The following is a 23,164-nucleotide window of genomic DNA, read 5'->3' as shown; positions in this document are numbered from 1 at the left end:
GAGGAGGCACAGTGGAGGTCAAGATCGGCGTGCAGTACGCGCCGCGCGAGCTGGTCCTGGAGAGCGCACAGTCGCCGGCCGAGATCGAGCGGATCGTGACCGACGCCGTCGCCAGGGGCGAGGGCACTCTCTCCCTGACCGACGAGAAGGGCCGGCGGATCATCGTGCCGGTCGGCAAGGTCGCCTACGTCGAGATCGCCGAGGCGTCCCCGCGGGCTGTCGGTTTCACCGTCCGCTGACGTGGGGCGAGGGCCGGCGGCGCGATCGGCGGTCCCGCTCAGTTGTTGAGCCCGGCGGCGGCCATCCGCGCGGTGTGCGCGGCGGTCAGCCGCCGGAACAATTCCGCCACGTCCACCTGACCGCTCGCGGTGATCAGCGCGGTGAGCGCACCGTGGTCGGCGGCGGCGACCCGGCCCGCCTGGGACAACGCCTCGCCGACCAGACGTCGGGCCCACATCGACAGCCGGCCCGCGACTCTCGGATCGGTCTCGATGGCGAGCCGGATCTCGGTGGCGGCGAACTCCGCGTACCGCGACTCGTGCAGCACGTCGAGGACCAGTTGGCGGTCGGGCTCCCCCAGCGCGACGGCGATCTCCCGGAGGAAGTCGTCGGTGATCGCGTCACCGACGTACGCCTTGGTGACCGCCTCCGCCCAGTCGCGCGGTTCGGTCGAGTCGTGGTACGCCTGCAGCGGCGTGACGTACGCCGCCATCGCGTCGTCAGGCAGCACGCCGAGCACGGTGAGCCGGTCGGCCACCCGCCGGTAGTTGGCGATCTCGGCGGCGGCCATCTCACTCAGCGCGGCCCGGCGACGCAGGTCGGGCGCGAGCCGGGCGTCGGCCGCCATCCGGTCGAAGGCGAGCAGCTCACCAAGGGCCACCAGACCGAGCAGGTCGGTGACGGCGTGGCCGGGCGGGGTGGGGGCGGACACCTGCGCAGGCTACCGTCCGCCGGCAGCGTCGACCGGCCCGCGAACCCCAGCCTTCAGCCGGCCAGATGTGAGACAGGTCACATACAAACCTTTGCGTCGGTGCTCGTCACCTCGGAATCGAGACGCTGTTTGGCCCGTTCAGGTAGCATGGAGCAGTTGCCGTAGGTGCCGATCCCGGCCGGAGTCCAACTCCGATCCGGTTGAAACGACCCACCGGCGCGCGTGCGGCCCGGTCCGCTCGGCTTTCTGCCGCCGACCGTGTGGCCCGCGTCATACCGAACGCGCCCTGAGGACATGACGGGGCGCACCCACGAGAGGGCACCCCCAAATCCACATGAGTGAACCGATTCAAGAACTGATCGAGGGCCAGGAACTGATCCCGACCGCCCCGGTCCGACCGGAGGCACCGACCTTCGCGGAGCTCGGCGCCCGCGCCGAGACCGTCGACGCGCTGGCTGCGGCCGGCATCACCCGCGCCTTCGCCATCCAGGAGTACGCGCTACCGATCGCGCTGCGCGGGGCCGACCTGATCGGGCAGGCTCCGACCGGCACCGGCAAGACGCTGGGCTTCGGCGTACCGCTGCTGGAGCGGGTCTTCGCACCGGACGAGGGCGGCGACGGACTGCCGCAGGCCCTTGTCGTCGTACCCACCCGCGAGCTGGGCATCCAGGTTGCCAAGGACATCGCCGCGGCCAGCCGGACCCGGGGCGTGCGCGTGCTGCCGATCTACGGCGGCGTCGCGTACGAACCGCAGATCGAGGCGTTGCGCAAGGGCGTGGAGATCCTCGTCGGCACGCCGGGTCGGCTGCTGGACCTCGCCAAGCAGAAGCACCTGCGCCTGCACGGGGTGCGCGCCCTGGTGCTGGACGAGGCCGACCGGATGCTCGACCTCGGCTTCCTCGACGATGTCGAGCGGATCCTGGCGATGCTGCCCGAGGACCGGCAGACGATGCTCTTCAGCGCGACAATGCCGGACCCGATCGTGACGCTGTCCCGGCGCTTCCTGCGCCACCCGATCACGATCCACGCGGGGCACACCGCCGAGACCGGTCCCTCGCCGCAGACCGAGCAACTCGTCTACCGCACCCACTCGATGAACAAGATCGAGATCGTGGCCCGGATCCTCCAGGCCGAGAGCCGTGGCCTGACCATCATCTTCACCCGGACCAAGCGGGCCGCCGACCGGGTCGCCGAGGACCTGGACTTCCGTGGCTTCGCGGTCGCGGCGGTGCACGGCGACCTCGGGCAGGGTGCCCGCGAGCGGGCGCTGCGGGCCTTCCGGGCCGGGAAGATCGACACTCTGGTCGCCACCGACGTGGCGGCCCGGGGCATCGACGTCAGCGGCGTCACCCACGTGATCAACTATGACTGCCCGGAGGACCAGGACACCTACACCCACCGCATCGGCCGCACCGGCCGGGCCGGCGCGAGCGGTGTCGCGGTGACCTTCGTCGACTGGGACGACATGCCCCGCTGGCGGATCATCGACAAGACGCTCGGCCTGGACATGCCCGAGCCGCCGGAGACGTACCACACCTCTCCGCATCTCTACACCGACCTGCACATCTCCACCGAGATCACCGGCACCCTGCCGACCGCCGAGCGCACCCGCGCCGGGTTGGCCGCCGAGGTCGAGGAGGACCTGGGCGGTGGCCGGCCTCGTCGGGGCGAGCCGCGCGGCACCCGCCGTCGGGGTCGTGGCGAGAGCGGCCGGAGCGACGGTGGCCGGAGCGAGGGCGGCCGTGGGCGCGGCGACGGTGGGCGCCGGCAGGACGGTGCCGACGCCACGCCGGACGAGGCCGCCGGGAGCGCCGCCGAGGAAGGCACCCGTACCCCTCGACGTCGCCGGCGTCGCCGGGCCGGCGAGGCGGTGGCGGGCACCGAGTCCGTCTCGACCCCCGTCGACGGCACCCCGGTCGAGGCGGCCACCGGCCGCAGCGAGGACGCCGCCGGTGAGGCCACCGGCCGCCCGCGCCGTCGCCGCCGCCGTCGGGGCGCCGCGTCCGGCAGCGGTACGCCGGCCGAAGCGACAACCGACTGACGTCGTACCGCCCGAGGCGGCGGCGAGGGCCAGTTCGCTGGACCGACCCGCCGCCGTCCGGGCGGTACGTCATGTCCGGCCCCTTTGCTCTGCTTCACCGCACGCACCGGTCCCCACCGGAACTGGTGCGTCGGTTGAAGCAGAGCTGACCGGGTGGCAGCGCGGGCAGCGGCCGGCCGCTGCCCGCCGGATGATGATGCCCTCCGGCCGTCCCTGGAAGATGGAGCGATGCCCGAACCACTGGACTCCGCCCTGGCCGAGGTCCGCTCGATGCTGCTCGGACCGGCCCTCACCCGAGCCGTGGCGGCCGGACGGCGACGCGGCCAGCGTCCCTCGATGGTCCGGGCCGAGCTGCGGCCGGTCGCCCTCAAGGCCGGTCGACGGTTGCAGATCTCGACCTCCGACGGGGCCCGGCCACACACCCGGAACCTGGCCCCCGGCCCGGAGGCCGACGCGGCAGTGGAGGCGCTGCTGGCCGAGCCGTTCGGCAACTGGCACGTGGAGACCGCCGACGCCACCCTGCAACTGCGGGTCACCAAATCGGGCGAGGCACAGGTGCACCGCGGCGCGGCGACCCGGCCGACCAGCCCGGTGGCAGCGTCCGGGCACGACCGGGCCAAGGATTACCTGCTCGACCCGGGCGATCCGCTCTTCGCCGCGATCGGCGGCTCGGCGGCCAAGCGACGGCAGGTGGACGCCTTCCTCCGGGCGCTGGCCGCCACGCTGCCCGACGACCTGGCCGGGCAGTTGGACCGCCCGCTGCGGGTGGTGGACCTGGGCTGCGGCAACGCCTACCTGACCTTCGCGGCGTACCGCTACCTGTCCCGGTCCGGCCTCGACGTCGAGTTGGTCGGCGTGGATGTACGCGACGACCAGCGCCGCCGCAACACCGAACTGGCCGAGCGGCTGGGCTGGGCCGACCGGGTGCGGTTCGTCGCCGGCACGATCGCCGACGCGGCCGTCGGACCGCCACCGGACCTGGTGCTCGCGCTGCACGCCTGCGACACCGCCACGGACGAGGCGCTGGCCCGGGCGGTGGGCTGGCAGGCACGCTGGGTGCTCGCCGCGCCCTGCTGCCACCACGACACAGCGGCGCAACTTCGCAACCGGCCGACGCCGGCGCCGTACGACCTGCTCACCCGGCAGGGCATCCTGCGGGAGCGCTTCGCGGACGTCCTCACCGACGCGCTGCGGGCCGGGCTGTTGCGGCTGCACGGTTACCGGGCCGAGGTGGTCGAGTTCGTCGACTCCGCGCACACGCCGCGCAACCTGCTCATCCGGGCCCGCCACACCCGCGCCGACCCGACCGCCGCCCAGCGTGCGGAGTATCGGGACCTGGTCGACGCGTGGCAGCTCACGCCCCGGCTGGAGACTCTGCTCACGCAGCCACCACCGACGGTGTGACGGATTCGCGTCCCGCCACCCGACATCGTCTGGTCAATCAGTCAATTGCCCGATGCCGTCGGCGTACTACTCTCGAAGGGCGCACCGTGGGGTGCCGGTCGGGAGGGAAGACCCACCGGATGGGTTCGGCAGAGGTTTCGCCGCAGATGGCCTTCGCGCGTTTCGTGCGCCGTGCCATCGACGACGCCCGCGAGGAGCGCGGCTGGACCGTCACCGACCTGGCCGCCCACACCGGCGTCGGTCGTTCGACGGTATTCCGCTGGCTCGCCGGTGACTGGCAGGACTACCCCGAGCTGGCAAAGGTCCGCGGTTTCTGCGCCGCACTCGACCTGCCGGTGGCGGCGGCCTTCCGCGCGCTCGGCCTGCCCGACGCCGGCCCCGGGTCGTGGCGACGCGGCGACGAGGGCCCGGTGGAGGCCGACGTACGGGTGATCCTGCAACGGTTGGCGGATCCGGCGGTGCCGGCCGAGGAGAAGCACCACATCCGCGACCTGCTGCGCTACCTGGCCCGACGGCCGATCCGACGGCCCGCCGACCCCACCGCCACCCCGATGCGCCGGACGGCCGGCTGACCCGCTGGGCCCAGCGTCGGCATGCGGCGGGCCAGGGACTTCGACACAGGGCCTAAGGCACGGACACCGTGAACTCTGCGGTGCGTACCGCTCCCCCGGTCGCGAAGTCCAGATAGAGGCGGTAGCGCCCGGGTCCCGGTGTGGTGAGCCAGAACCGGATCGTCCCGTCGATCAGCTCCGGCTCCGGGTGCACGTGCAGATAGCCGAGGTCTCCCTCGCGCAGCGCTACGAGGTGTCCGTACGCACCGAGGTAGCGCTCCAACGCCGGGGCCCCGCCGTCCGCTCCGGCGATCCGGAAGCTGACCGGCACGGTCAGCCCAGGCTGGGGAACACCCTGGTAATCGACTGTGAATCCGTCGACAGTGCTCGTGGTCGACGCAGTGGGCAGGTCACGGGGCGTGTAGTCGCCGGGGGCGACCAGGTCCACCCCGAGCGTCGTCGCCGTCTGCCGGCCGTCGTCGGCCAGGGCCGTGAAATCGGCATACGCACGCCAGACGCCAGGCGACGGGAGCGTCAGCGGCACCGACCAGGTCCCGTCCTCGGCCATTGTCGGGTGCAGGTGCTGGTAACCGGACAGGTCCCGGCGCACCACGATCACATGCATCGGCTTGTCGTGCACGACCGCGAACCGGGTGACCGCCCGGCGCTGCCCGTTTCGGATCTGGAACCGCAGCTCACCGGCCTGCCCGGGGGTGAACTCGGCGGCCAGCGGGGCCAGCGTGTAACCATCGCGGCTGACCGCCAGGCCACCGGCCTCGGCCGCCGCGTCCTGGTCGGCACCGTGCGAGTGCGCGCCGAGACCCGGGGCATGGGTGTGGTCGGCAAGCGCGCTGTCCGTCCCGCCCACCGCCGACGCGCCACCGCCGCCGTTGATCCGCCCGAGGCCGAATCCGAGCAGCACCGCCAGGACGAGCCCGCCAACCACCAGGGCCAGCCGCAGCGTGGCCCGATCCGGTGTGGCCGAGGCCGCGTCGGGGCCCTGGCCGGCCGGAGCCGCGCCGGGTTCCTGGCCCGCCGACTGCCGCTCGGCGGTACGCACCGACCCGAGCGCGGGCGGGTCGGTTGCCTGGTCAGCCATGCGCCCACCGTACCGCCGCCAGTTCGGCCACCCGCCGACCCCGCCCCCACCCGTCCCCGGCACGCCCCTTGGTACCGCACGCTGAGCGGACGGGCACCCGGCAGCACCCGTGTACTAGGCCGCGAGGGCGAGGGCCAGTGGGAGGACGGCTCGCGCACCGGCGCGGCGGAGTTCCCGGGTCGCCATCGTCATGGTCCAGCCGGAGTCGACGAGGTCGTCCACCAGCAGCACCGGGCCGTCCAGGTCGGCGACGGCGGCGGCGAGGTCGCCGGGGACGGTGAGGGTGCCGTGCAGGGCGCGTACCCGCTGGGCGCTGTTGCCGCGCGGGCCGTCCGCGGTCGTCGACCCGGCGGCGACCACCTGGCCCAGCAGCGGCAGCCGACCGACCGCGGCGATCCGCTCGGCCAGCGAACCGACAAGCGCCGGGCGGCTCCGGGAGCTGACCGAGACCACCCCGGCCGGGCGGTCCGGCCAGGGGTCGTCACCGTGTGCCCACGCCTTGAGCACCTCGACGACTGCGGCGGCGACGTCGTCGGGCACCGGGCCGTCCGGCGCGCCCGGCCCGACCAGGCCACGCAACCGACCACCCCAGCCGAGGTCCGACAGCCGGCCGACGGCGCGACCCGGCAGCGCCTGTTCCGTCGGGGCGATGCGCCCTTTCAGCGGTACGCCTACCGACTCCAGCCCGGTCGGCCAGAGCTTCTTCGGCGGGACCTGCACCCCGGGGCGGCCGAGGAAGGTCTGCGCGGCGGTCAGCGCGGCCGCCGACACCTCGGGCGGGAACAGCGGCTCGGCACAGCGGTCACACCGACCGCAGTCGACCGCCTCCGCATCGTCCAGGCATTCGCGCAGGTAGCGCATCCGGCAGCCGGTCGTCGCGGCGTACTCGATCATGGCTTTTTGTTCGGCGGTGCGGGCGGCGGCGACGCGGCGCAGCCGGGCCTCGTCGTAGGTCCAGGGCTCGCCGGTGGCGAGCCAGCCGCCGCGTACCCGGCCGACCGCGCCGTCCACGTCGAGCACCTTGAGCATCAGCTCCAGCCGGGCCCGGCGCAGGTCCACCACGGGTTCCAGCGCCTGCGTCGACAACGGCCGGTCGGTGTGCAGGGCCGCCAGCACCGTGCGGACCTGTTCCTCGGGCGGGAAGGCCAACGAGGCGAAGTACCGCCAGATGGCCGCGTCCTCGGCGCCGGGCAGCAACAGCACCTCGGCGTGTTCGACGGCCCGCCCGGCCCGACCCACCTGCTGGTAGTACGCGATAGGCGACGGCGGCGCGCCGAGGTGCACGACGAAGCCGAGATCCGGTTTGTCGAAACCCATGCCGAGCGCACTTGTGGCGACCAGGGCTTTGATCTTGTTGTCCAGCAGGTCCTGCTCGGCGGCGCGGCGGTCGGCGTCCTCGGCCTGCCCGGTGTAGGCGGCCACCGCCCAGCCCCGCGAGCGGAGGAACTCGGCGGTCTCGGTCGCCGAGGCCACGGTCAACGTGTAGACGATGCCGGAGCCGGGGAGCCGGTCCAGGTGGTCGGCGAGCCAACCGAGCCGGTGCGCCGGGCTCGGCAGGTCGAGCACACCCAGCCGGAGCGACTCCCGGTCCAGGCTGCCGCGCAGCACCAGGACGTCCGGGCGCGGCCCGGTCGCCGCTGCCGGTTCGGTGCCCAACTGCTCGGCAACGTCCCGGGTCACCCGGGCGTTGGCGGTGGCTGTCGTCGCGAGCACCGGGGTGCGGTCGGGCAGGTTGCCGAGGAAGGTACGCAGCCGGCGGTAGTCCGGCCGGAAATCGTGCCCCCAGTCCGACACGCAGTGCGCCTCGTCGACCACGAGCAGACCGGTGGTGGCGGCGAGCTTCGGCAGCACGCCGTCCCGGAAGTCCGGGTTGTTGAGCCGCTCCGGGCTGATCAGCAGCACGTCCACCATGCCGGCGTGGATCTCGGCGGTGATCTCCTCCCACTCGTCCAGGTTCGCCGAGTTGATGGTGCGGGCCCGGATCCCGGCCCGGGACGCCGCGTCGACCTGGTTCCGCATCAACGCCAGCAGCGGCGAGACGATCACGGTCGGGCCGGTGGGTCCGGCCCCGGCACCCTGGCCGTCGCGGTCGCGCAACAGCGCTGTCGCCACGAAGTACACAGCCGACTTGCCCCACCCGGTGCGCTGCACACAGAGCACCCGTCGCCGGTCCACCACCAGCGCCTCGATCGCCCGCCACTGGTCCTCGCGGAGCCGGGCCTGCGCGCCGGCCAGCCGCCGCAGCACCGCCTCGGCCCGCTGCCGTACCGCCGTCCGTTCCTGGCTCATCCGACGTTTCTACCAGCGGAGCGACGGCAGAGCCGGACCGCGGCCGGGAGTGTGTTCTACCATTCCCGTTCGATACCGGAGAAAGAGACGAGATGACTCAGCGAACCGGCACCACCGCCACGACCCGGCGTCTCGCGGCCGTGGCCGCCGCCCTGCTGGCCGCGACCATGGTGGCCGGCTGCGACGACGAGACCACCCCCGAGGCAGCTCCACCGCCACCGGACCCGAAGCAGGAGCTCCTGGCGGCCGTGCCGGGTGAGCAGGACCCGGCCTTCCGCTTCACCACGAGCGACGCCTCGGGCGACGTCTCGGGTGTGGTCGATCCGACGAACCGGGGCATGGACATCGACACCGTCACCAAGGACAAGGACTTCACCCTGGAGATGTCCTTCCGGATGGTCGAGTCACGCACCTGGATGAAGGTGAACTTCAAGGGCGCCAAGGACATCCAGAAGCTGATGAAGCTGCCCACCAAGTGGATGGCGCTGGACCCGGCGAAGATCGAGGGCCCGGACTCGCTGCCCACCTACGAGGGCACCGATCCGGGCAACGCGGACGCGATCATCCGCGCGGCAACCGACGTCCAGGCCGGCGAACCAGGGACGTACACCGGAGTGGTGGACCTGTCCGCCGTGCCCGAGCTGGCTGACGCTCTGGAGGGCGTGGCCACGCTCGGTGACGCCGCCGGGCAGCTACCGCTCAGCGCGGTGGTCGGCGCGGACGGCAACCTGTCCTCGCTCACCCTGGAGATCCCGGCGGCCGGCAAGAAGAAGGCGTCCGAGTACGTTGTCGAGTACTTCGACTTCGGCGCCGCTCCCGAGGTTGTGCCGTTCACCGAGGAGCAGGCCCAGCAGGCCCCCACCGCCGCGTACGACCTGCTCAACGGCTGACCGTCAGCGGCCGAGCACCGACCCGCCGTTGACCCCGAGCACCTGGCCGGTGACGTAGCCGGCGGCGGGGCTGGCCAGGTAGCGCACCGACTCGGCGACGTCGTCCGGCACCCCGGCCCGTCCGACAAGGGTCGCGGCCACCCGCTGCGCGTGGCCCTCCGGGGTCATCCGGCCGGCGAAGAACTCGGTCTCCGCGACGTAGCCCGGGCTGACCACGTTCACCGTGATCTGGTCCGGTCCGAGCTGGGCCGCCAGGCTGTACGCCCAGCCGTGCAGCGCCGCCTTCGCCGCCGAGTACGCGTCGCCGCCACCGCGCTGCGCGGCGATCGAGCTGACCAGGATCACCCGCCCGCCGGGCCGGCGCAGTGCCGGCCGCAACGCCTCGGTGAGCAGTACCGCGGTGAGCACGTTCGTGTCCAGGGTCGCCCGCCAGTTCGCGGCGATCCCGGCCAACGTGTCACTGTCCGCGCTGTGGTAGCCGCCGGCGTTGTTGACAACCACGTCGACCGGCCGCCCACCGACCGCCTCGACCACCTTCACCACCTGGTCGGGGTCGGTGAGGTCCGCCGTCACGGCCCGGATCGCTTCGGGACGGCCTGATTCGGCTCCGATCCGCTCGGCCGCCGCCGTGAGCACCTCCTCGCGCCGGCCCACGACGAGCACCGAGCACCCGTCCTCGACGAGCGCCCGGGCCACGGCCGCCCCGATGCCCGTACCGCCGCCGCTGACCACGGCCAACCGCTGACTCATGCTGTCCTCCCCGTCCCCGCCTGTCCCGCAGGCGTCCACCGCCGGGCCGTAGCGCGACGTCCGGCCAGCCGGATGCCCGGCTGGCCGGACCGAAGCGCCGGTCCGGCCACCCCGATCATGAGGCTAGCGCGGCGGGACGGCACGCCGTCCGTGCCGTCCCGCCGGCCTCACGTTCAGCCCTGACGCCGGGAGCCGGGACGCAGGGAGTCGCGGAGCAGCGCCAGCCGAGGGGCGAGGCTGGCCAGGCCGCCGGGGAAGAAGTAGACGGCCAGGATGAAGACCGTGCCGAGCACGAACAGCGGCTGGGACAGTGGCCGGCTGAGGAACGCCGGCAGCGCGTTCACCGCGTCGGAGGTGCCGAACGACACAAGTCGATGATCGAGGTACATGTAGAGGATGCCGCCCAGCACCGGGCCCCACCGGGTACCTGGCCCACCGAGGACCACCATCACCAGCAGTGACAGGGTCAGCTCGCTGCTGGTGATGTGCGGCGAGGCACCGCCGACGATCAGGCAGTAGACCACCCCGCCGGCCGACGCGAGACCGCCGGCCAGGGTGAAGGCGACAAGCTTGAACCGGTACGGATCCAGCCCGAGCACGCCGATGCGGCGCTCGTCGTCGCGCAGCCCGGCCAGCACCCGGCCGGTAGGTGAGCCGCTGACCCGGTGCACCACGAAGACCACCACCACGAGGTACGCCAGCGCCAGCCAGTACAGGTTGACAGTGTTGGCGACCCCGACCAGCCCGTCCGGCAGCCCGGCGACGTCCAGCGGCAGCCCCTCCTCACCACCTGTGAGCCCACCGAAGTCCCGAGCCACCAGAATCGCCCCGACCTGCGCGAACGCGAGCGTCACCATGGCGAAGGCGATGCCGATGGTACGCAGCGCCACAGCGCCGAGCAGGCCGGCGAGAATCGTGCCGCCGACGATGGCCAGCGGCGCGGCCTGCCACAACGGCAGCCCGGCCCGGGTGATCAGGATGTCGGTGCCGTAGACCCCGGCGGCGAAGTAGAGGGCGTGGCCGAAGGAGAGCATCCCGGTGCGCCCGAACAGCAGGTCGTAGCCGGCCGCCAGCCCGCCGAAGACCAGACACACGGCGAGCAGTTGCAGGGTGCCCGGCGAGTTCAGCGCGCCCTCGAAGATGCCCGGCAGGTGAAGCGTCGAGTACGGCAGGATCACCGCCACCGCCAGCGCGGCGAGCGGCAGGAAGGGGCGGATCCGGCCCCAGCGGCCCGGTTCCTCAGTCAACTCGTCGGGCACCGCAGCCGGGGGTGCCGGAACCTCGGGACTCTTGACCTCGGTCATGCCGTAACCGCCTTTCCGGCGATGCCCTGCGGGCGCAGCAGCAGCACCACGGCCAGCAGCGCCACCACGCAGATGTCACCCAGCCCGGAGGTGCCGTAGTAGTTGACGAACTGTTGCAGCAGCCCGACCGCGACTGCCGCGTACGCGGACCCGACCACCGAGCCCATGCCGCCGATGACCACCACGATGAACGCGAAGATCAGCAGCGAGCCGCCCTGCTGCGGCGAGACCGTGCCGAAGTACACGCTGCCCAGCGCTCCGGCCAACGCCGCCGCCGCCCCGCCGATGGCGAAGACCAGGGTGAACGCCTTGCGCACGTCGATGCCCAGCGCGGTCACCATCTCCCGGTTCTCCACCCCGGCCCGGATGATCAGGCCGTAGCGGGTCCAGCGGAGGAAGGCGAGAATCGCACCGAGTACCAGCGTCGCGGCGACGATCAGCAGCAGCCCTCCGTTGGGCACCTGCGCGCCGAAGATCGAGGTCACCTCACGGGTCCACGCCGGGCGCGGGAACGGTCGGGCGTCCGCACCCCAGGTGGCCTGCAACAGCGCCACCCCGGCCAGCGACAGACCGACGGTGACCAGCACCTGCTCGATGGTGCGCGAGTAGAGCGGCCGGATCAGCACCAGCTCGACAAGGACCGCCATCAGCGTGCCGGCGGCCACCCCGAAGGCGACCGCGACCACGAAGCCGAGGCCGTCGGGGCCGGCGCCGGGCAGGTTCCCCGCCGCCCACCAGGTGGCGTACGCGCCGACGCCGAGGAAGAGCCCGTGGGCGAAGTTGAGCACGTCGGCCAGACCGAAGACCAGCGACAGCCCGGAGGCGACCAGGAAGTAGAGGGCTGCCAGGCCGAGACCGGTGAGCGTCAACAGAATGATCGCGTCCATCAGCTACCGTCCTCCAAGGCCGACGCGGCGGCGGTCCGCTGGCCGGCGGGCTGGTGGTCGGCGCCCGGCCCGGCGGGCTGGTGGCTCTCCGCCGAGCCGACGCCGAGCAGGGACCGGGTCAGCGCGGTCTCCAGCAGCAACTCCTGGGCGTCACCGGTCCAGGCGACCCGGCCGGCGGCGAGCACCACCGCGTCGCGGGCGAGCCGCCGCACCACGGCCAGGTTCTGCTCGACGAGCAGCACCGGCACCGACTCCGCGACCCGTTCCAGCACCTCGGCCACCTCGGTCACCACCTTCGGCGCCAACCCCTTGGTCGGCTCGTCGACAAGCAGCAGTCGGTTGTCGTTGAGCAGCACCCGACCGATGGCGAGCATCTGCTGCTGCCCGCCGGAGAGCGAGCCGGCCCGTTGCCGGGAACGCCGGTCCAGCTCGGGAAAGAGCGCGAACACCCGGTCGTACGCCGGAGTGGTGCCGCGCCGCTCGGCGAGCCGCAGGTTCTCCGCGACGGTGAGGCCGGCGAAGACGCAGCGGTCCTCCGGGACGTAGCCGAGCCCACCACGGACCAGCCGGTGGGTCCGCTGGGACAGCAGGCTCTGGGCACCCATCCGGACCGTGCCGCGGACCTCGCCGTTACGTGGGGTCAGCCCCACCACGGCGCGCAGCGTGGTGGTCTTGCCGACCCCGTTGCGGCCGAGCAGCACGGTGACCCCGGTCGGAGCCACGGTGAACGACACTCCCTGGAGGATGTGCAGTCCGGCGATCCGGACCGACAGATCCTCCACGGTCAATACCGGTTCGCTCACAGCGACTCCCCGAGATAGGCCTCTTGTACTGTCGGGTTGGCCATCACCGTCTCCGGTGTGTCGCAGGCCAGCAGCGCGCCGTGGTGCATCACGGCGATCCGGTCGGCCAGTTCGAGGATCACGTCCATGTGGTGCTCGACCATCAGCACCGCCCGGCCGCTGTCGCCGGTCAACGAGCGGATCACCTGGACCAGCTCCGGCACGTCCTCGGCGCTGACCCCGGCCATCGGCTCGTCGAGCAGCATCACCCGTGGCTCGCCGGCGAGCAGCAGGGCGATCTCCAGCTTCCGCTTCTCGCCGTGGGCGAGGGTGCCGGCCAGTGCCGTACCCCGGTGGGCCAGGCCGACCCGGTCGAGCGCCGCGTCGGCGGCGGCGGCGACCTCCCGGTCGGCCGCCGCTCGCCGCCACAACTTCAGCGAACCCCCGCGGTGTGCCTGCACGGCGAGCCGGACGTTCTCCCGCACGCTCAGCGAGCCGAAGACCGAGGACGCCTGGAAGGTACGGCCCAGGCCCAGCCGGGCCCGCCGGTACGGCGGCAGGTCGGAGATGTCCTGCCCGTCCAGGGTGACCCGACCTTCGGTGGCCCGGCGCAGGCCGGTGATCAGGTTGAACAGTGAGGTCTTGCCGGCACCGTTGGGGCCGATCACGCCGAGGAACTCCCCGGGTGCCAGGTCCAGGTAGACGGAGTCGACGATGGAGACCTCACCGATCCGCCAGGTCAGACCGCGGGTGGCGAGCATCTCCGCCTCAGCCCTTCATCGCCTGGACCGGCGGCGCGGTCTCGTCACCGGTGAGCGCCTTCTGGGCGGTCGCGGTGAAGGCGTCGCCGCTGCCGGTCAGGCTGGCCTGATACATCGGCTGGAGCAGGGCGTGGTCCTCGGCGCGGATGGTCATGGTGCCCTTCACGCTCTCGAAGCTCCAGCCCTCCAGCGCGGTGACCATCTTGTCGACGTCGTCGCCGCCCTCGGCCGCGGCGCGGACCACCATCTGCGCGGCGGCGAACCCGTCCGGGTGGAACAGGTCGAGCGTGCCGCCGGGGACCTTCGCCTTCGCGGCCTTGGCCGCCTCGGTGTCGCTGGCCCCGTCGAAGTAGTGCGACAGGAAGGAGATCTTGCTGCCGGCGGCGCCGAAGGTCGGCCAGGAGGCGCGGATGTCCAGACCGGTGACGACGGTGGTGGAGGTGAGCACGCCCTGCTGGTCGAGGGTCTGCCACATGGCCGGGGCGGTGGTGCCGGCCCAGGCGACGAAGAGCAGGTCCGGCTTGGCTGACTTGATCTGGCTGGCGAACGGGGTGAACTCGGTCGCGCTGGCCGGCGCCCGGACGGCGCTGACGCTCGCGCCGGCTCCGCCGATGACCGCCTTGACCGCCGCCTCGTTGGCGTCGCCGAAGGCACCGTCCTGGGCGAAGACCACCACCTTCTTGCCGGCCGGGTCACCGATGAACGACTTCGCCGTCACCACGTCCTGGTACGACTGCCGACCGGAGCGGAACGTGTACTTGTTCGCGCCGGTCACCGCGTCGGTGGCGGCCGGCCCGGAGATGAACAGCACCTTGTTCTGGGCGGCGATCGGGGCGACCTGAAGCGCCACACCCGAGGCCGTCGAACCAGCGATGATCTTGTTGCCCTTGCCGATCAGGTCCTTGGCCGCGGAGACCGCCTTCGCCGGGTCACCCGCGTCGTCGACCTCGGTGATCTCGATCGCCCGATCGCCCACCTTGTTGGTGCCGTTGGTGGCGAAGTCCAGGCCGGCCCTGAACCCCTCGATGTACTGCTTTCCGTAACTGGCCAGCGCTCCCGACTGGGAGTAGACCAGACCAACCTTCACCGGCGCGGCGCTGTCGCCGCCGCCGTTGGCGGTGTCCTGGGGGCTGCCACAGGCCGTGGCGGCGATCGCCGCGGCCATCATCGTGGCGGCGGAGATGAACACCCGCCGTGTCGTCCGGACCGTCATTGCGACTCCACGTGAGGACTCAGAGGGAGGAAAACCTTATGTGTCGGCTCACGCTAGAAGTGACGTCACCCACGGGCTATGTGGCGGAAACACACAAGTAACAGGGTCGGGATGGCCAGCCCTTACAAGCTCGACGCCTCGGGCGCCCCGACCCGCCCGAGCGGTGGGCACCGCTCCCACGACACCGGCCCGCCATGTGTCGCCCACCCCCACGCTCCGCCGCCCACTCCCGGCCGTGTCAGTGGTTGGGCGGCGGGTTGCGGCATGTCGGGGCCTCCGGGCAAGCCGAAGGCCCAACTTGCGCTGTCCTGCGCAACGGCCGCCCGCCTGCGCTGATTCTTCGACAACTTCGGGGATGCTGCTGGGTCGACCCCCAGCGGAGGCAGCAACATCCCCGCAGTTGCAGGGAACTCGGAGCGGGGCGAGGGGTGGGGTCGGGGTCAGGGGCGGGGTAGGGCGGCGCGGGCGGCCACGGCGGTGTCCGGGTGGTCGGTGAAGACGCCGTCGAGGCCCAGCCGGTAGAACAGCTCGTACTCGGCCTGGATGTCGCCCCGGGCGTTCGGGTCGGTGCCGATCCGGAAGTCCGCCGGAAGGAACTGATTCTCCGCCCGGAACGTCCAGGCGTGCACGATCAGCTTCTGCTTGTGCGCGTCTTGGACCAGAGTCGTCGGGGCGAGCAGCTTGCCGGCGGTGTCGCGCGGCACGATGAGGTTCTTGTTGGCGCCGATCCCGTCGGCGTAGCGCGAGATCCACTTGAGGCCGGCGGGGGCGGCCAGGTCACGGTAGGTGCGGGTGTCGCCGGCCACGGTGAAGTCGTACGGCCTGCCGGTGGCGTCGAGCAGCTGGGCCAACCGCACGTCGGTCAGCCGATCCAACCGCCGCAGGTTCGCCGTCTCGAAGGACTGGATGATGACCGGCGAGTGCCGTTTCGTCCAGCCTGCCCGACGTAGCGTCTCGACAAGCGGCTCCTCCAGCGGCAGGCCGATCGAGGCGAAGTACGTCGGATGCTTGGTCTCCGGGTAGACACCGATCACCCGGCCCCGGGCCCGGCTCTCCGCCCGGGCCAGGTCGATCACCTCCTGAAAGGTGGGCACCTGGAACTGGCCGTCGAATGCGGTGTTCGTCACCCGTACCTGGGGCAGCCGCTCCTTGGCCCGCAGCGTCCGCAGCTCGGCGAGGGTGAAGTCCTCGGTGAACCAGCCGGTCACCGACACCCCGTCGATTGTCTTCGTGGTCCGACGGGCGGCGAACTCCGTCCTGGTCGCCACGTCGGTCGTACCGCTGATCTCGTTCTCGTGCCGGGCGACGAGCACGCCGTCGGCGGTCGCGACCAGATCGGGCTCGATGTAGTCGGCACCCATCCGGATCGCCAGCCGGTACGCCTCAAACGTGTGCTCCGGCCGGTAGCCGCTGGCACCCCGGTGACCGATGACGATGGGCTGGTCACCGACGCGGGCCGGGTCCGTGCCGCCTGTCGGCTTCGCCGTGGCGACCATGGGCGTGGCCACGGCGGCGGCGAGCAGGGTCACCGTCACACCGAGGGCGGAAAGGGTACGTCGCAACGCGGTCTCCTTGACTCGTCGGGAACCGCCTCAGCAGACCTGCCCGGGCTGACCGTCAGTTGGTCCGCGGCTGACCATCCGGTGAATCCTCCGCCTGTGCGTCCGTTGAAGCAGAGCAAGGACGCAGAGCAAGGACGCAGAGCAAGGAGTGAGTCGGCGGGGCGGGTGGCGGGATGGCGGTTCCGGCCCGGAACGGGTGGGTGGAATCGGAAGATTGTCTGGTGCGTCGGTTCCTTCGTCACCCGGTGCGGCTCGTGCCGCTCGTCTTCCTGGTGGCGATCCTGATCGGCACCGGCCTGCTGATGCTGCGCCCGATGACAATCGAGTACCAGCACACCCCGTTCATGACCGCGCTCTTCACCGCCACGTCGGCCATCTCGGTCACCGGGCTGACCGTCACCGACACCCCGAACTACTGGTCCGGCCCCGGGTTGGTGCTCATCACGGTGCTCACCCAGCTGGGCGGGCTCGGCATCCTGACCGGTGCCGCGCTGGTGATCCTCACCGTGTCCCGGCGGCTCGGTCTGCACAACCGGCTGCTGGTGCAGGCCGAGACCGCGGAGTACGGGCTCGGCGACGTACGCCGGCTGCTGGCACACATCGCCGGCACGGTGTTCGCCTGCGAGCTGGTGATGGCGCTCATCGTCACGGCACGTCTCTGGCTGGGGTACGACTATCCGTTCTGGCGGGCCCTCTGGACGGGCTCGTTCCACGCGGTGCAGGCGTTCAACAACTCCGGCTTCTCGCTCTACAGCGACGGGCTGCTGGCGTTCTCCCGCGACCCCTGGGTCAGTCTGCCGTTGGCCCTCGGCGCCATCGTCGGCGGTCTCGGCTTTCCGGCCCTGTTCGAGGCGGTCCGCGAATGGCGGCAGCCGGCCCGGTGGGCGGTCGCCACCAAGTTGACCATCTGGGGCAGCGCCGCTCTGATCGCCTTCGGTGCGGTCGCGTTCCTGGCCGCCGAGTGGGCCAACCCCTGGACGGTCGGCCAGTACGACGTTCCCGGCAAGGTGGTCGCCGGGTTCACGCAGATCGCGCTGGCCCGCACCGGCGGCTTCGAGGTGGTACCGACCGACCAGCTCCGGGAGGAGAGCTACACCCTGTTGATCGGCCTGATGTTCATCGGCGGCGGCAGCGCCAGCACCGCCGGCGGGATCAAGGTCTCCACCTTCTTCCTGCTCGCCTTCGTCATCTGGGCCGAGGTCCGCGGCGAACCGGACGTCACGGTCGGGCACCGTCGGGTCGCCACCGCCAGCCAACGGCAGGCCCTCACCGTGGCGCTGCTCAGCGTCGCGATCGTCGCCGCCGGGACCGCCGCGCTCATCGCGATGACCGACAAGCTGCCGTTCTACGCCGCGCTGTTCGAGGTCACGTCGGCGTTCAGCACCACCGGGCTCTCGGTGGGCGTCCTGTCGTCCCTGTCGGATGGTGGCCAGCTACTGCTGACCGTGCTCATGTACGTCGGCCGGGTGGGGCCGCTCACCTTCGGCTCGGCGATCGCCCTGAACACCCGGCGCCGGCTCTACCGCTACCCAGAGGAGCAACCCGTTGTTGGATAGAAAGCCGGACCAGGGTGGCATCGCGGTGATCGGCCTCGGCCGCCTCGGCAGCCACCTGGCCGAATCGCTCTCCGCCCTCGGCCGCGAGGTGTTGGCCATCGACCGCGACGCCCAACACGTACAGAAATGGTCGTCGATGCTCGACCAGGTGGCGCAGGCCGACGCCACCGACGAGGGTGCCCTCCGCCAGCTCGGGGTGGCCGACCTGGGCCAGGCGGTGGTGGCGATCGGCGCCTCCGTCGAGGCCAGCGTGCTCACCGTGCTCGCCCTGGTGGAGCTGGGCGTACCGCAGATCTGGGCCCGGGCGACGTCGGGGCAGCACGCGAAGATCCTCTCCTCGGTCGGCGCCCACCACGTGATCTTTCCCGAGGCGGAGACCGGCGAACGGCTCGCCCACCTGATCATCAGTCGGATGCTCGACTTCGTGGAGTTCGGTGAGGCCTTCGCGGTGGCGAGGATCCCCGTACCGCAGTCGCTTCTGGGGCGCCCGACAAGCGAGATCCGGCTGCTGGACCGCTACGGCGTACGGGTCATCGGGATCAGACGGCCGGGCGAGGACCGGTACCGCTACGTCTCCGACGGCCTGGAACTCGCCGAGGGCACGGTTCTCATCGTGGAGGGCACAATCGAACAGGTCCAGCGCTTCTCCACGCTGTCCTGACCTGTCAGCTCACCGGCCGGGGCCCTTGCCGGGCTTGGCCGGCTGCGGCTTCCCCCCGCCCTTGCCCTTTCCCTTACCGTCGTCCGGCTTGGGCTTCTCGGCCTTGGGCTTCTTCCCCTTGGAGGTGGCGTCGCCGGAACCGGCCTTCCCGGCCGCTGCCTTCACCGTCTTGGCCGGGGTCGACTTGACGGGTGCCGGCTTGGCGGTGGGCGCGGTGCCGGCCACCCCGGAGACCTGTACCCCGCACGCCGCCGTGCCCACCCGGAACTCCACAGGCAGCGGGTTCGTCCCGGTGTACCGCCCGGTCAGGTTCAGTTTCTCGGTGGCACCGGGTGCCAGCGCGGGCCGCTCGGGAGCCGGCTGCACCGCCACGGCCCGACCCTGCTGCCGCACCGGGGCCGGCGTCGCGGCTGTCACCGTCTGCTCGCCGGGGAAGGCGAAGCTCATGGTCCAGTCGCGCAGCTCACGGTCGCCGGTGTTGGTCAGGCTCAGCTCGGCGGTGAAGTCCTTGCCGGAGTCCTTGCGCAGCACGTACGTGACCTGGCAGGGAACGTCCTGGTCGCCGCCGATACGCGCCTGGGTCGGCTGGTCGATCCCGCCGCTGGCGGGGCTGTGTGAGGTGACCCCCCAGACCGCCGCCGTGATGATCATCAGCCCGGTGGCGGCCGCCACCGCCTCGACCCGACGTCGGCGGTGCAGCCCGCGCCGGGTGCGCAGGCCCGCCAGGGGCAACGCGTCGGTCGCCGCAGACCAGGGCAGGATCGTGGTACCGGCGTCCGCCAGGGACAACGGGCCGGTCTCGCCGGCGCCGGCACCGACCGGCACCGCCGGCACCTTGCCGGCCGCCTCGGCGAGGACCCGGGCCAGATCAGCGGTGTCCGGCCGGTCCGCCGGCCGCTTCGCCAGGCAGCGCTGGACGAGGTCGGCGATGCCGCCGGGCAGGCCCGGTACGTCCGGCATCGGCTCCGGCTCGCGGTACATGTGCGCCCGCAGCATCTGCGTGGTGGTGTCGGCCTGCCAGGGCAGCCGGCCGGTGAGCATCCGGTACAGCAGCAGCCCGACCGCGTACACGTCGGTGGCCGGGCTGACCTGACCGTTGTCGAGCCGTTCCGGAGCGAGGTACGCCGGGGTGCCGAGCAGGGTGCCGTCGGGGCCCTTCTCGCTCTCGCCGACCAGGGCGGAGATGCCGAAGTCGACAACCTTCACGCCGGTCGCGGTGAGCATCACGTTGCCGGGCGTGACGTCGCGGTGCACCACGCCTCGGGCGTGCGCGGTGGCCAGCGCGGAGGCGACCTCGGCCGCCACCGTCACCGCCTCCCGCCACGGCAGGCGTCCGTCGCGGGCCAGCCGCGCGGTCAGCGGACCGCCGTCGATCAACTCCATCACCACGTACGGCACGGTCAACCCGACCTGCACGGACTCGCCGTAGTCGTACACGCTCGTGATGTTGGGGTGACACAGCCGGGCGGCGGCCTGGGCCTCGATCCTGATCCGGTGCCGGAACGCCCGGTCGCTGGCCAGCCGGGACGCGAGCACCTTCACCGCGACCTGCCTGCCGAGCACCTCGTCGTAGCCCCGCCAGACCACCGACATGCCGCCCGCGCCGAGCTGCTCGATGAGCCGGTACCGCTCACCGAGCAGTTGCGCTCCCCTGCTTGCCCCACCACCCATGGTCGGCGTTGTTGCCCGACGTAAGGCCGCCTACACCTTTCTGGTCTGATTCGGTCACGGATGTCACCCGATCAGGCGGTGGCGAGCAGTTGGTCCACAGGTGCGTAGTCGTCGGTGAGCACCAGCGCGTCACCGACGAAGTCCGTCAGGTCACCGCCACTGAGCAGGCTGACCGGTTCGTTGGCGTCATCGAGGCGGGCCCGTACCGCAGCCAGCGGCAGTGGCGCGTCAGAGGCCACGATGAGAAAGTTGGCACCCCGCTCGCCGGCCAGCGCCTCGGGTGGCGCGACAAGCGCGACATGCCCGAACTCGGCGGCGACGGTGGCCACCTCGCTGCGGATGAACCGCAGCGGCGGGTAGTCGATGACGTTCTGCACGTAGACCCCGCCCGGCCGGGTCACCCGACGGATCTCGGCGGCCATCTCCCGGGTGGCCAGGTGCCAGGGCACCACCAGGTGCCCGAAGGCGTCGCCCACCACGTAGTCGCGGCTGTCGGTCGCCTCGGCGGCCACCAGCATCCGGGCGTCACCCACCACCGCCCGCAGGTCCGGTCCCTGGCGTACGCCGAGCCGACGCTCGCCCAGCTCGATCAACCCGCCGTCGATCTCGAACACCAGGTTGTCGGTGCCAGGTCGGGTGGCGGTCAGGTAGCGCGGCACGGTGAAGCCGCCCCCGCCCAGGTGCAGCGCGTCGAGCCGCTGCCCCTCCGGCGCGATCACGTCGGCCACCGCGCCGATCCACCGGGTGTACGCGTACTCAAGGTGGGTCGGGTCGTTCAGGTCGACGTACGAGTGCTGGGCCGAGTTGAGCAGCAGGGTCCGCCCGCTGGCCCGGCCGGGATCGGCCTGGATCCGGGCGCAGTGGTACGCGGTCTCCACGTCGCAGGGGTCCGGGGCGACCATTGTCAGCCCGGCCCCGGCCAGACCGAGCACCGCCAGGGCGGCCTTGACCCGGGCCGGCCCGGGAAGGGCAGCCCGGTCCTGCCGGTGCAGGTACACCCCGAGCGCGATACCTGTGATGCCGAGGGAGGCGGCCAACCCGAACAGGATCACGGTGCTGGGCAGCGCGGCTACCAGCACGAAGCCGGTGACCAGGGTGGCGGTGACCGCGCCGAGCGTGCCGATGCCGGAGAGCCGGCCGACCACCTGACCGGTGCGGCGCAGGTCGGCGAGCTGAAGCTTGATCACCAGAGGGCTGACCGAGGAGAGCAGCATCGCGGGTGCGAACACGGCGACCGCGACCAGCAGCAGCACCGCGCTCTCCGCCCCACCGCGCAGCACCTCACCGGCGTACCGCACGGCGGGCAGGGTGATCGCGGTGGCGATGCCGGAGAGCACAAGCGCCGGGGCCAGCAGCGTACGCGGATTGCGCCGGTCGGCCAGCCAGCCGCCCGCCCACGCCCCGTACGCGATCGCCGCCAGCGCGATGCCGATAACCGAGCTGGTCACCTGGAGGGTGACCCCGACGTACGGCCCGACCAGGCGCAACGCGGCGGTCTCCAGGACCAGGACGGCACCGCTGGAGTAGAAGACCAGGAACGCGGCGAGCCCGTTGGGCAGGGCCCGGGGCACCTGCGGCAGGGACGGCGCGGACGTGGCCACCACGTCAGGCGATGGAGAGTTCATCGTGGCGATGGTACGCAGCGATCCGCCGCGTGTACGTCAATGCATCGAAAGATGAACGTGGTTCGTGTGATCGGCGGCCGGACTGCCGCTCCCACCGTACGCCCGCCAGCCGGTGCCCGGGTGCCAGATCTGGCGGTACCAGATCACGTACAGCACGCCGAGCCGGTCCGCGTTACGGACGTGCCAGGCGGCCAGGCTGTCCCCGTACGACTTGTCGCCGCCGGTGGCCGTACGGTCCTCGAAGCCGTTCGTGGCGGCGGAGAAGTCGCAGGCCCGCCCCTTGGGGTGCTCACCGGAACCACCGCTGCGGTAGCAGGAGACGTGCCGCTTGTAGCCGGCGGCCTGAGTCTGCTTCAGCGCGTGCAGGGTGCGTGGGGTGATGCATCCTGAGGTGGTCGGATCGTTCACCGAGCACGACTCGCCGGGCCAGGAGCCGTCGGAGTTCCGGGGCGCCGGCTTCGCCGAGGTCGAGCTGCCGCCGCTGAACCCGCCGCTGCTGCCCGAGCTGACCGCCGCCAGGGCCGCCTCGGCCTCCCGCTTCTTCTTCGCCATCACGGCCAACTGCTTGGTCTGCTCGCGGACCTCGGCGTTGATCGCGAGCTTGGCCTGGCGGGCCTGCTCGCGCGCCTCGGTCAGCTCCCGGATCCGGCGGCTGTCCCGCTGGGCCATCATGTCGAGGTTGGCGGCCCGTTGCACGAACGCCTCCGGGGTCGCGCTGTCCAGCAACACGGCCGCCGGGCTGAGCCGCCCGACCCGGTAGGACTGCGCGGCCACCTCACCGACCATGGCGGTCAGCTCGTCCAGCCGGCCCTCCATCGCGGACAACTCCTTGGCCAGCTGCTTCTGCCGCTTCTTGGAGCCGTCCAGCTTGCGTTTCGCGTCGATGTGCGCCTTGGCGGTGGCCTCCAGGGCGTCGCGCAGCTTCTTGCTGCCGCCCTCGTTGGGCTCGGCGTACGCCGGCACGGCACCCACGCCGAGCAGCAGCGCCACAGCGGCGAGCAGGGCGATCAGCGGCCGGTGGGCGTACCGCCGGACGGGCATGGACCTGCGCACGAAAGCATCCTTTCGTCAGCCGCCGGCCCCCGATGGCTCACTGCGCGGCGGCGACCCCCGCCGGCGCCGGTCGGCGGCCTGCTGGCGGAAGGCCGCCGGTCAGGATACCGGAACCAGCCCTCCCGACCAGCCCC

The 23,164-nt window shown here is 72.0% G+C and carries 20 protein-coding genes; 7 read left to right on the top strand and 13 right to left on the bottom strand.

Annotated features, from left to right (window positions below):
• The first annotated feature begins 11 nt into the window (after nt 1-11).
• Entirely contained in the window at nt 12-239 is a 228-nt protein-coding gene (locus Van01_RS04165; RefSeq protein WP_099849490.1) for a DUF3107 domain-containing protein, read from the top strand.
• A gap of 38 nt (nt 240-277) precedes the next feature.
• On the opposite strand, the gene Van01_RS04160 is transcribed toward Van01_RS04165, so the two are convergent.
• Nucleotides 278-931: a ferritin-like fold-containing protein gene (locus tag Van01_RS04160; RefSeq protein ID WP_204000120.1), complete on the bottom strand. Its 654-nt coding sequence runs from the start codon at nt 929-931 to the stop codon at nt 278-280.
• Between the two features lie 334 nt (nt 932-1,265).
• On the opposite strand from Van01_RS04160, the gene Van01_RS04155 reads away from it, so the two are divergent.
• The 3 genes from Van01_RS04155 to Van01_RS04145 all read left to right on the top strand — a co-directional run bounded on the left by Van01_RS04155 (nt 1,266) and on the right by Van01_RS04145 (nt 4,948).
• The gene (locus tag Van01_RS04155) at nt 1,266-2,972 is read left to right on the top strand and encodes a DEAD/DEAH box helicase (protein WP_204000116.1); all 1,707 of its coding nucleotides are present in this window, start codon (nt 1,266-1,268) and stop codon (nt 2,970-2,972) included.
• Nucleotides 2,973-3,200: 228 nt separating this feature from the next.
• Nucleotides 3,201-4,376: a class I SAM-dependent methyltransferase gene (locus tag Van01_RS04150; RefSeq protein WP_204000113.1), complete on the top strand. Its 1,176-nt coding sequence runs from the start codon at nt 3,201-3,203 to the stop codon at nt 4,374-4,376.
• A gap of 119 nt (nt 4,377-4,495) precedes the next feature.
• Nucleotides 4,496-4,948, top strand: a complete 453-nt coding sequence (locus Van01_RS04145; RefSeq protein WP_204000111.1) for a helix-turn-helix domain-containing protein — start codon at nt 4,496-4,498, stop codon at nt 4,946-4,948.
• Between the two features lie 52 nt (nt 4,949-5,000).
• Here Van01_RS04145 and Van01_RS04140 read toward each other — a convergent pair whose 3' ends face one another.
• Together Van01_RS04140 and Van01_RS04135 are read right to left on the bottom strand one after the other, a co-directional pair.
• Nucleotides 5,001-6,026 carry a DUF8832 domain-containing protein gene (locus tag Van01_RS04140; protein ID WP_239098839.1) on the bottom strand — a complete coding sequence of 342 codons (1,026 nt, stop codon included), beginning with the start codon at nt 6,024-6,026 and terminating at the stop codon, nt 5,001-5,003.
• A gap of 114 nt (nt 6,027-6,140) precedes the next feature.
• Nucleotides 6,141-8,315, bottom strand: a complete 2,175-nt coding sequence (locus Van01_RS04135; RefSeq protein ID WP_204000108.1) for a RecQ family ATP-dependent DNA helicase — start codon at nt 8,313-8,315, stop codon at nt 6,141-6,143.
• A gap of 92 nt (nt 8,316-8,407) precedes the next feature.
• On the opposite strand from Van01_RS04135, the gene Van01_RS04130 reads away from it, so the two are divergent.
• Nucleotides 8,408-9,205 (top strand): hypothetical protein, encoded by a 798-nt coding sequence (locus tag Van01_RS04130; RefSeq protein WP_204000104.1) that lies wholly within the window; start codon nt 8,408-8,410, stop codon nt 9,203-9,205.
• Nucleotides 9,206-9,208: 3 nt separating this feature from the next.
• Here Van01_RS04130 and Van01_RS04125 read toward each other — a convergent pair whose 3' ends face one another.
• The 7 genes from Van01_RS04125 to Van01_RS04095 form a co-directional block, all read right to left on the bottom strand.
• On the bottom strand, nt 9,209-9,955 hold the full coding sequence (locus Van01_RS04125; protein WP_204000101.1) for an SDR family NAD(P)-dependent oxidoreductase: 747 nt from the start codon (nt 9,953-9,955) through the stop codon (nt 9,209-9,211).
• 173 nt (nt 9,956-10,128) lie between these two features.
• Complete coding sequence (locus Van01_RS04120; RefSeq protein ID WP_204000098.1) at nt 10,129-11,259, bottom strand: branched-chain amino acid ABC transporter permease; 1,131 nt, start codon at nt 11,257-11,259, stop codon at nt 10,129-10,131.
• Complete coding sequence (locus Van01_RS04115) at nt 11,256-12,146, bottom strand: branched-chain amino acid ABC transporter permease (protein WP_099849468.1); 891 nt, start codon at nt 12,144-12,146, stop codon at nt 11,256-11,258. The genes Van01_RS04120 and Van01_RS04115 overlap by 4 nt, the downstream gene beginning before the upstream one ends.
• Nucleotides 12,146-12,949, bottom strand: a complete 804-nt coding sequence (locus Van01_RS04110) for an ABC transporter ATP-binding protein (protein WP_239098838.1) — start codon at nt 12,947-12,949, stop codon at nt 12,146-12,148. The genes Van01_RS04115 and Van01_RS04110 overlap by 1 nt, the downstream gene beginning before the upstream one ends.
• Nucleotides 12,946-13,689 carry an ABC transporter ATP-binding protein gene (locus Van01_RS04105; protein WP_099849466.1) on the bottom strand — a complete coding sequence of 248 codons (744 nt, stop codon included), beginning with the start codon at nt 13,687-13,689 and terminating at the stop codon, nt 12,946-12,948. The genes Van01_RS04110 and Van01_RS04105 overlap by 4 nt, the downstream gene beginning before the upstream one ends.
• 7 nt (nt 13,690-13,696) lie before the next feature.
• Complete coding sequence (locus Van01_RS04100) at nt 13,697-14,902, bottom strand: substrate-binding domain-containing protein (protein ID WP_204000096.1); 1,206 nt, start codon at nt 14,900-14,902, stop codon at nt 13,697-13,699.
• A 440-nt stretch (nt 14,903-15,342) separates the two neighbouring features.
• Nucleotides 15,343-16,464 (bottom strand): glycerophosphodiester phosphodiesterase, encoded by a 1,122-nt coding sequence (locus tag Van01_RS04095; RefSeq protein ID WP_204000094.1) that lies wholly within the window; start codon nt 16,462-16,464, stop codon nt 15,343-15,345.
• Between the two features lie 221 nt (nt 16,465-16,685).
• On the opposite strand from Van01_RS04095, the gene Van01_RS04090 reads away from it, so the two are divergent.
• On the top strand, nt 16,686-18,020 hold the full coding sequence (locus Van01_RS04090) for a TrkH family potassium uptake protein (protein WP_204000092.1): 1,335 nt from the start codon (nt 16,686-16,688) through the stop codon (nt 18,018-18,020).
• The gene (locus Van01_RS04085; RefSeq protein ID WP_239098837.1) at nt 18,010-18,681 is read left to right on the top strand and encodes a potassium channel family protein; all 672 of its coding nucleotides are present in this window, start codon (nt 18,010-18,012) and stop codon (nt 18,679-18,681) included. The genes Van01_RS04090 and Van01_RS04085 overlap by 11 nt, the downstream gene beginning before the upstream one ends.
• Before the next feature lie 9 nt (nt 18,682-18,690).
• On the opposite strand, the gene Van01_RS04080 is transcribed toward Van01_RS04085, so the two are convergent.
• The 3 genes from Van01_RS04080 to Van01_RS04070 form a co-directional block, all read right to left on the bottom strand.
• The gene (locus Van01_RS04080; protein ID WP_204000091.1) at nt 18,691-20,352 is read right to left on the bottom strand and encodes a serine/threonine-protein kinase; all 1,662 of its coding nucleotides are present in this window, start codon (nt 20,350-20,352) and stop codon (nt 18,691-18,693) included.
• A 71-nt stretch (nt 20,353-20,423) separates the two neighbouring features.
• A complete protein-coding gene (locus Van01_RS04075) occupies nt 20,424-21,977 on the bottom strand; it encodes a fused MFS/spermidine synthase (RefSeq protein ID WP_204000083.1) in 1,554 nt (517 codons plus the stop codon).
• Between the two features lie 36 nt (nt 21,978-22,013).
• Nucleotides 22,014-23,018 (bottom strand): coiled-coil domain-containing protein, encoded by a 1,005-nt coding sequence (locus Van01_RS04070; protein ID WP_204000598.1) that lies wholly within the window; start codon nt 23,016-23,018, stop codon nt 22,014-22,016.
• Nucleotides 23,019-23,164: the final 146 nt, after the last annotated feature.

This window comes from Micromonospora andamanensis, assembly GCF_016863495.1.
Taxonomy (GTDB): domain Bacteria; phylum Actinomycetota; class Actinomycetes; order Mycobacteriales; family Micromonosporaceae; genus Micromonospora; species Micromonospora andamanensis.
The sequence above is the reverse complement of the archived record's forward strand: the minus strand, read 5'-3'. Positions and strand labels throughout refer to the sequence as shown.

What these genes read in the sequence shown, in the direction of transcription:
- Van01_RS04115 (WP_099849468.1), bottom strand. Translation starts at nt 12,146, where the DNA reads ATGGACGCGATCATTCTGTTGACGCTCACCGGTCTCGGCCTGGCAGCC.
- Van01_RS04100 (WP_204000096.1), bottom strand. Translation starts at nt 14,902, where the DNA reads ATGACGGTCCGGACGACACGGCGGGTGTTCATCTCCGCCGCCACGATG.
- Van01_RS04120 (WP_204000098.1), bottom strand. Translation starts at nt 11,259, where the DNA reads ATGACCGAGGTCAAGAGTCCCGAGGTTCCGGCACCCCCGGCTGCGGTG.
- Van01_RS04145 (WP_204000111.1), top strand. Translation starts at nt 4,496, where the DNA reads ATGGGTTCGGCAGAGGTTTCGCCGCAGATGGCCTTCGCGCGTTTCGTG.
- Van01_RS04125 (WP_204000101.1), bottom strand. Translation starts at nt 9,955, where the DNA reads ATGAGTCAGCGGTTGGCCGTGGTCAGCGGCGGCGGTACGGGCATCGGG.
- Van01_RS04155 (WP_204000116.1), top strand. Translation starts at nt 1,266, where the DNA reads ATGAGTGAACCGATTCAAGAACTGATCGAGGGCCAGGAACTGATCCCG.
- Van01_RS04070 (WP_204000598.1), bottom strand. Translation starts at nt 23,018, where the DNA reads ATGCCCGTCCGGCGGTACGCCCACCGGCCGCTGATCGCCCTGCTCGCC.
- Van01_RS04080 (WP_204000091.1), bottom strand. Translation starts at nt 20,352, where the DNA reads ATGGGTGGTGGGGCAAGCAGGGGAGCGCAACTGCTCGGTGAGCGGTAC.
- Van01_RS04105 (WP_099849466.1), bottom strand. Translation starts at nt 13,689, where the DNA reads ATGCTCGCCACCCGCGGTCTGACCTGGCGGATCGGTGAGGTCTCCATC.
- Van01_RS04075 (WP_204000083.1), bottom strand. Translation starts at nt 21,977, where the DNA reads ATGAACTCTCCATCGCCTGACGTGGTGGCCACGTCCGCGCCGTCCCTG.
- Van01_RS04140 (WP_239098839.1), bottom strand. Translation starts at nt 6,026, where the DNA reads ATGGCTGACCAGGCAACCGACCCGCCCGCGCTCGGGTCGGTGCGTACC.
- Van01_RS04135 (WP_204000108.1), bottom strand. Translation starts at nt 8,315, where the DNA reads ATGAGCCAGGAACGGACGGCGGTACGGCAGCGGGCCGAGGCGGTGCTG.
- Van01_RS04130 (WP_204000104.1), top strand. Translation starts at nt 8,408, where the DNA reads ATGACTCAGCGAACCGGCACCACCGCCACGACCCGGCGTCTCGCGGCC.
- Van01_RS04150 (WP_204000113.1), top strand. Translation starts at nt 3,201, where the DNA reads ATGCCCGAACCACTGGACTCCGCCCTGGCCGAGGTCCGCTCGATGCTG.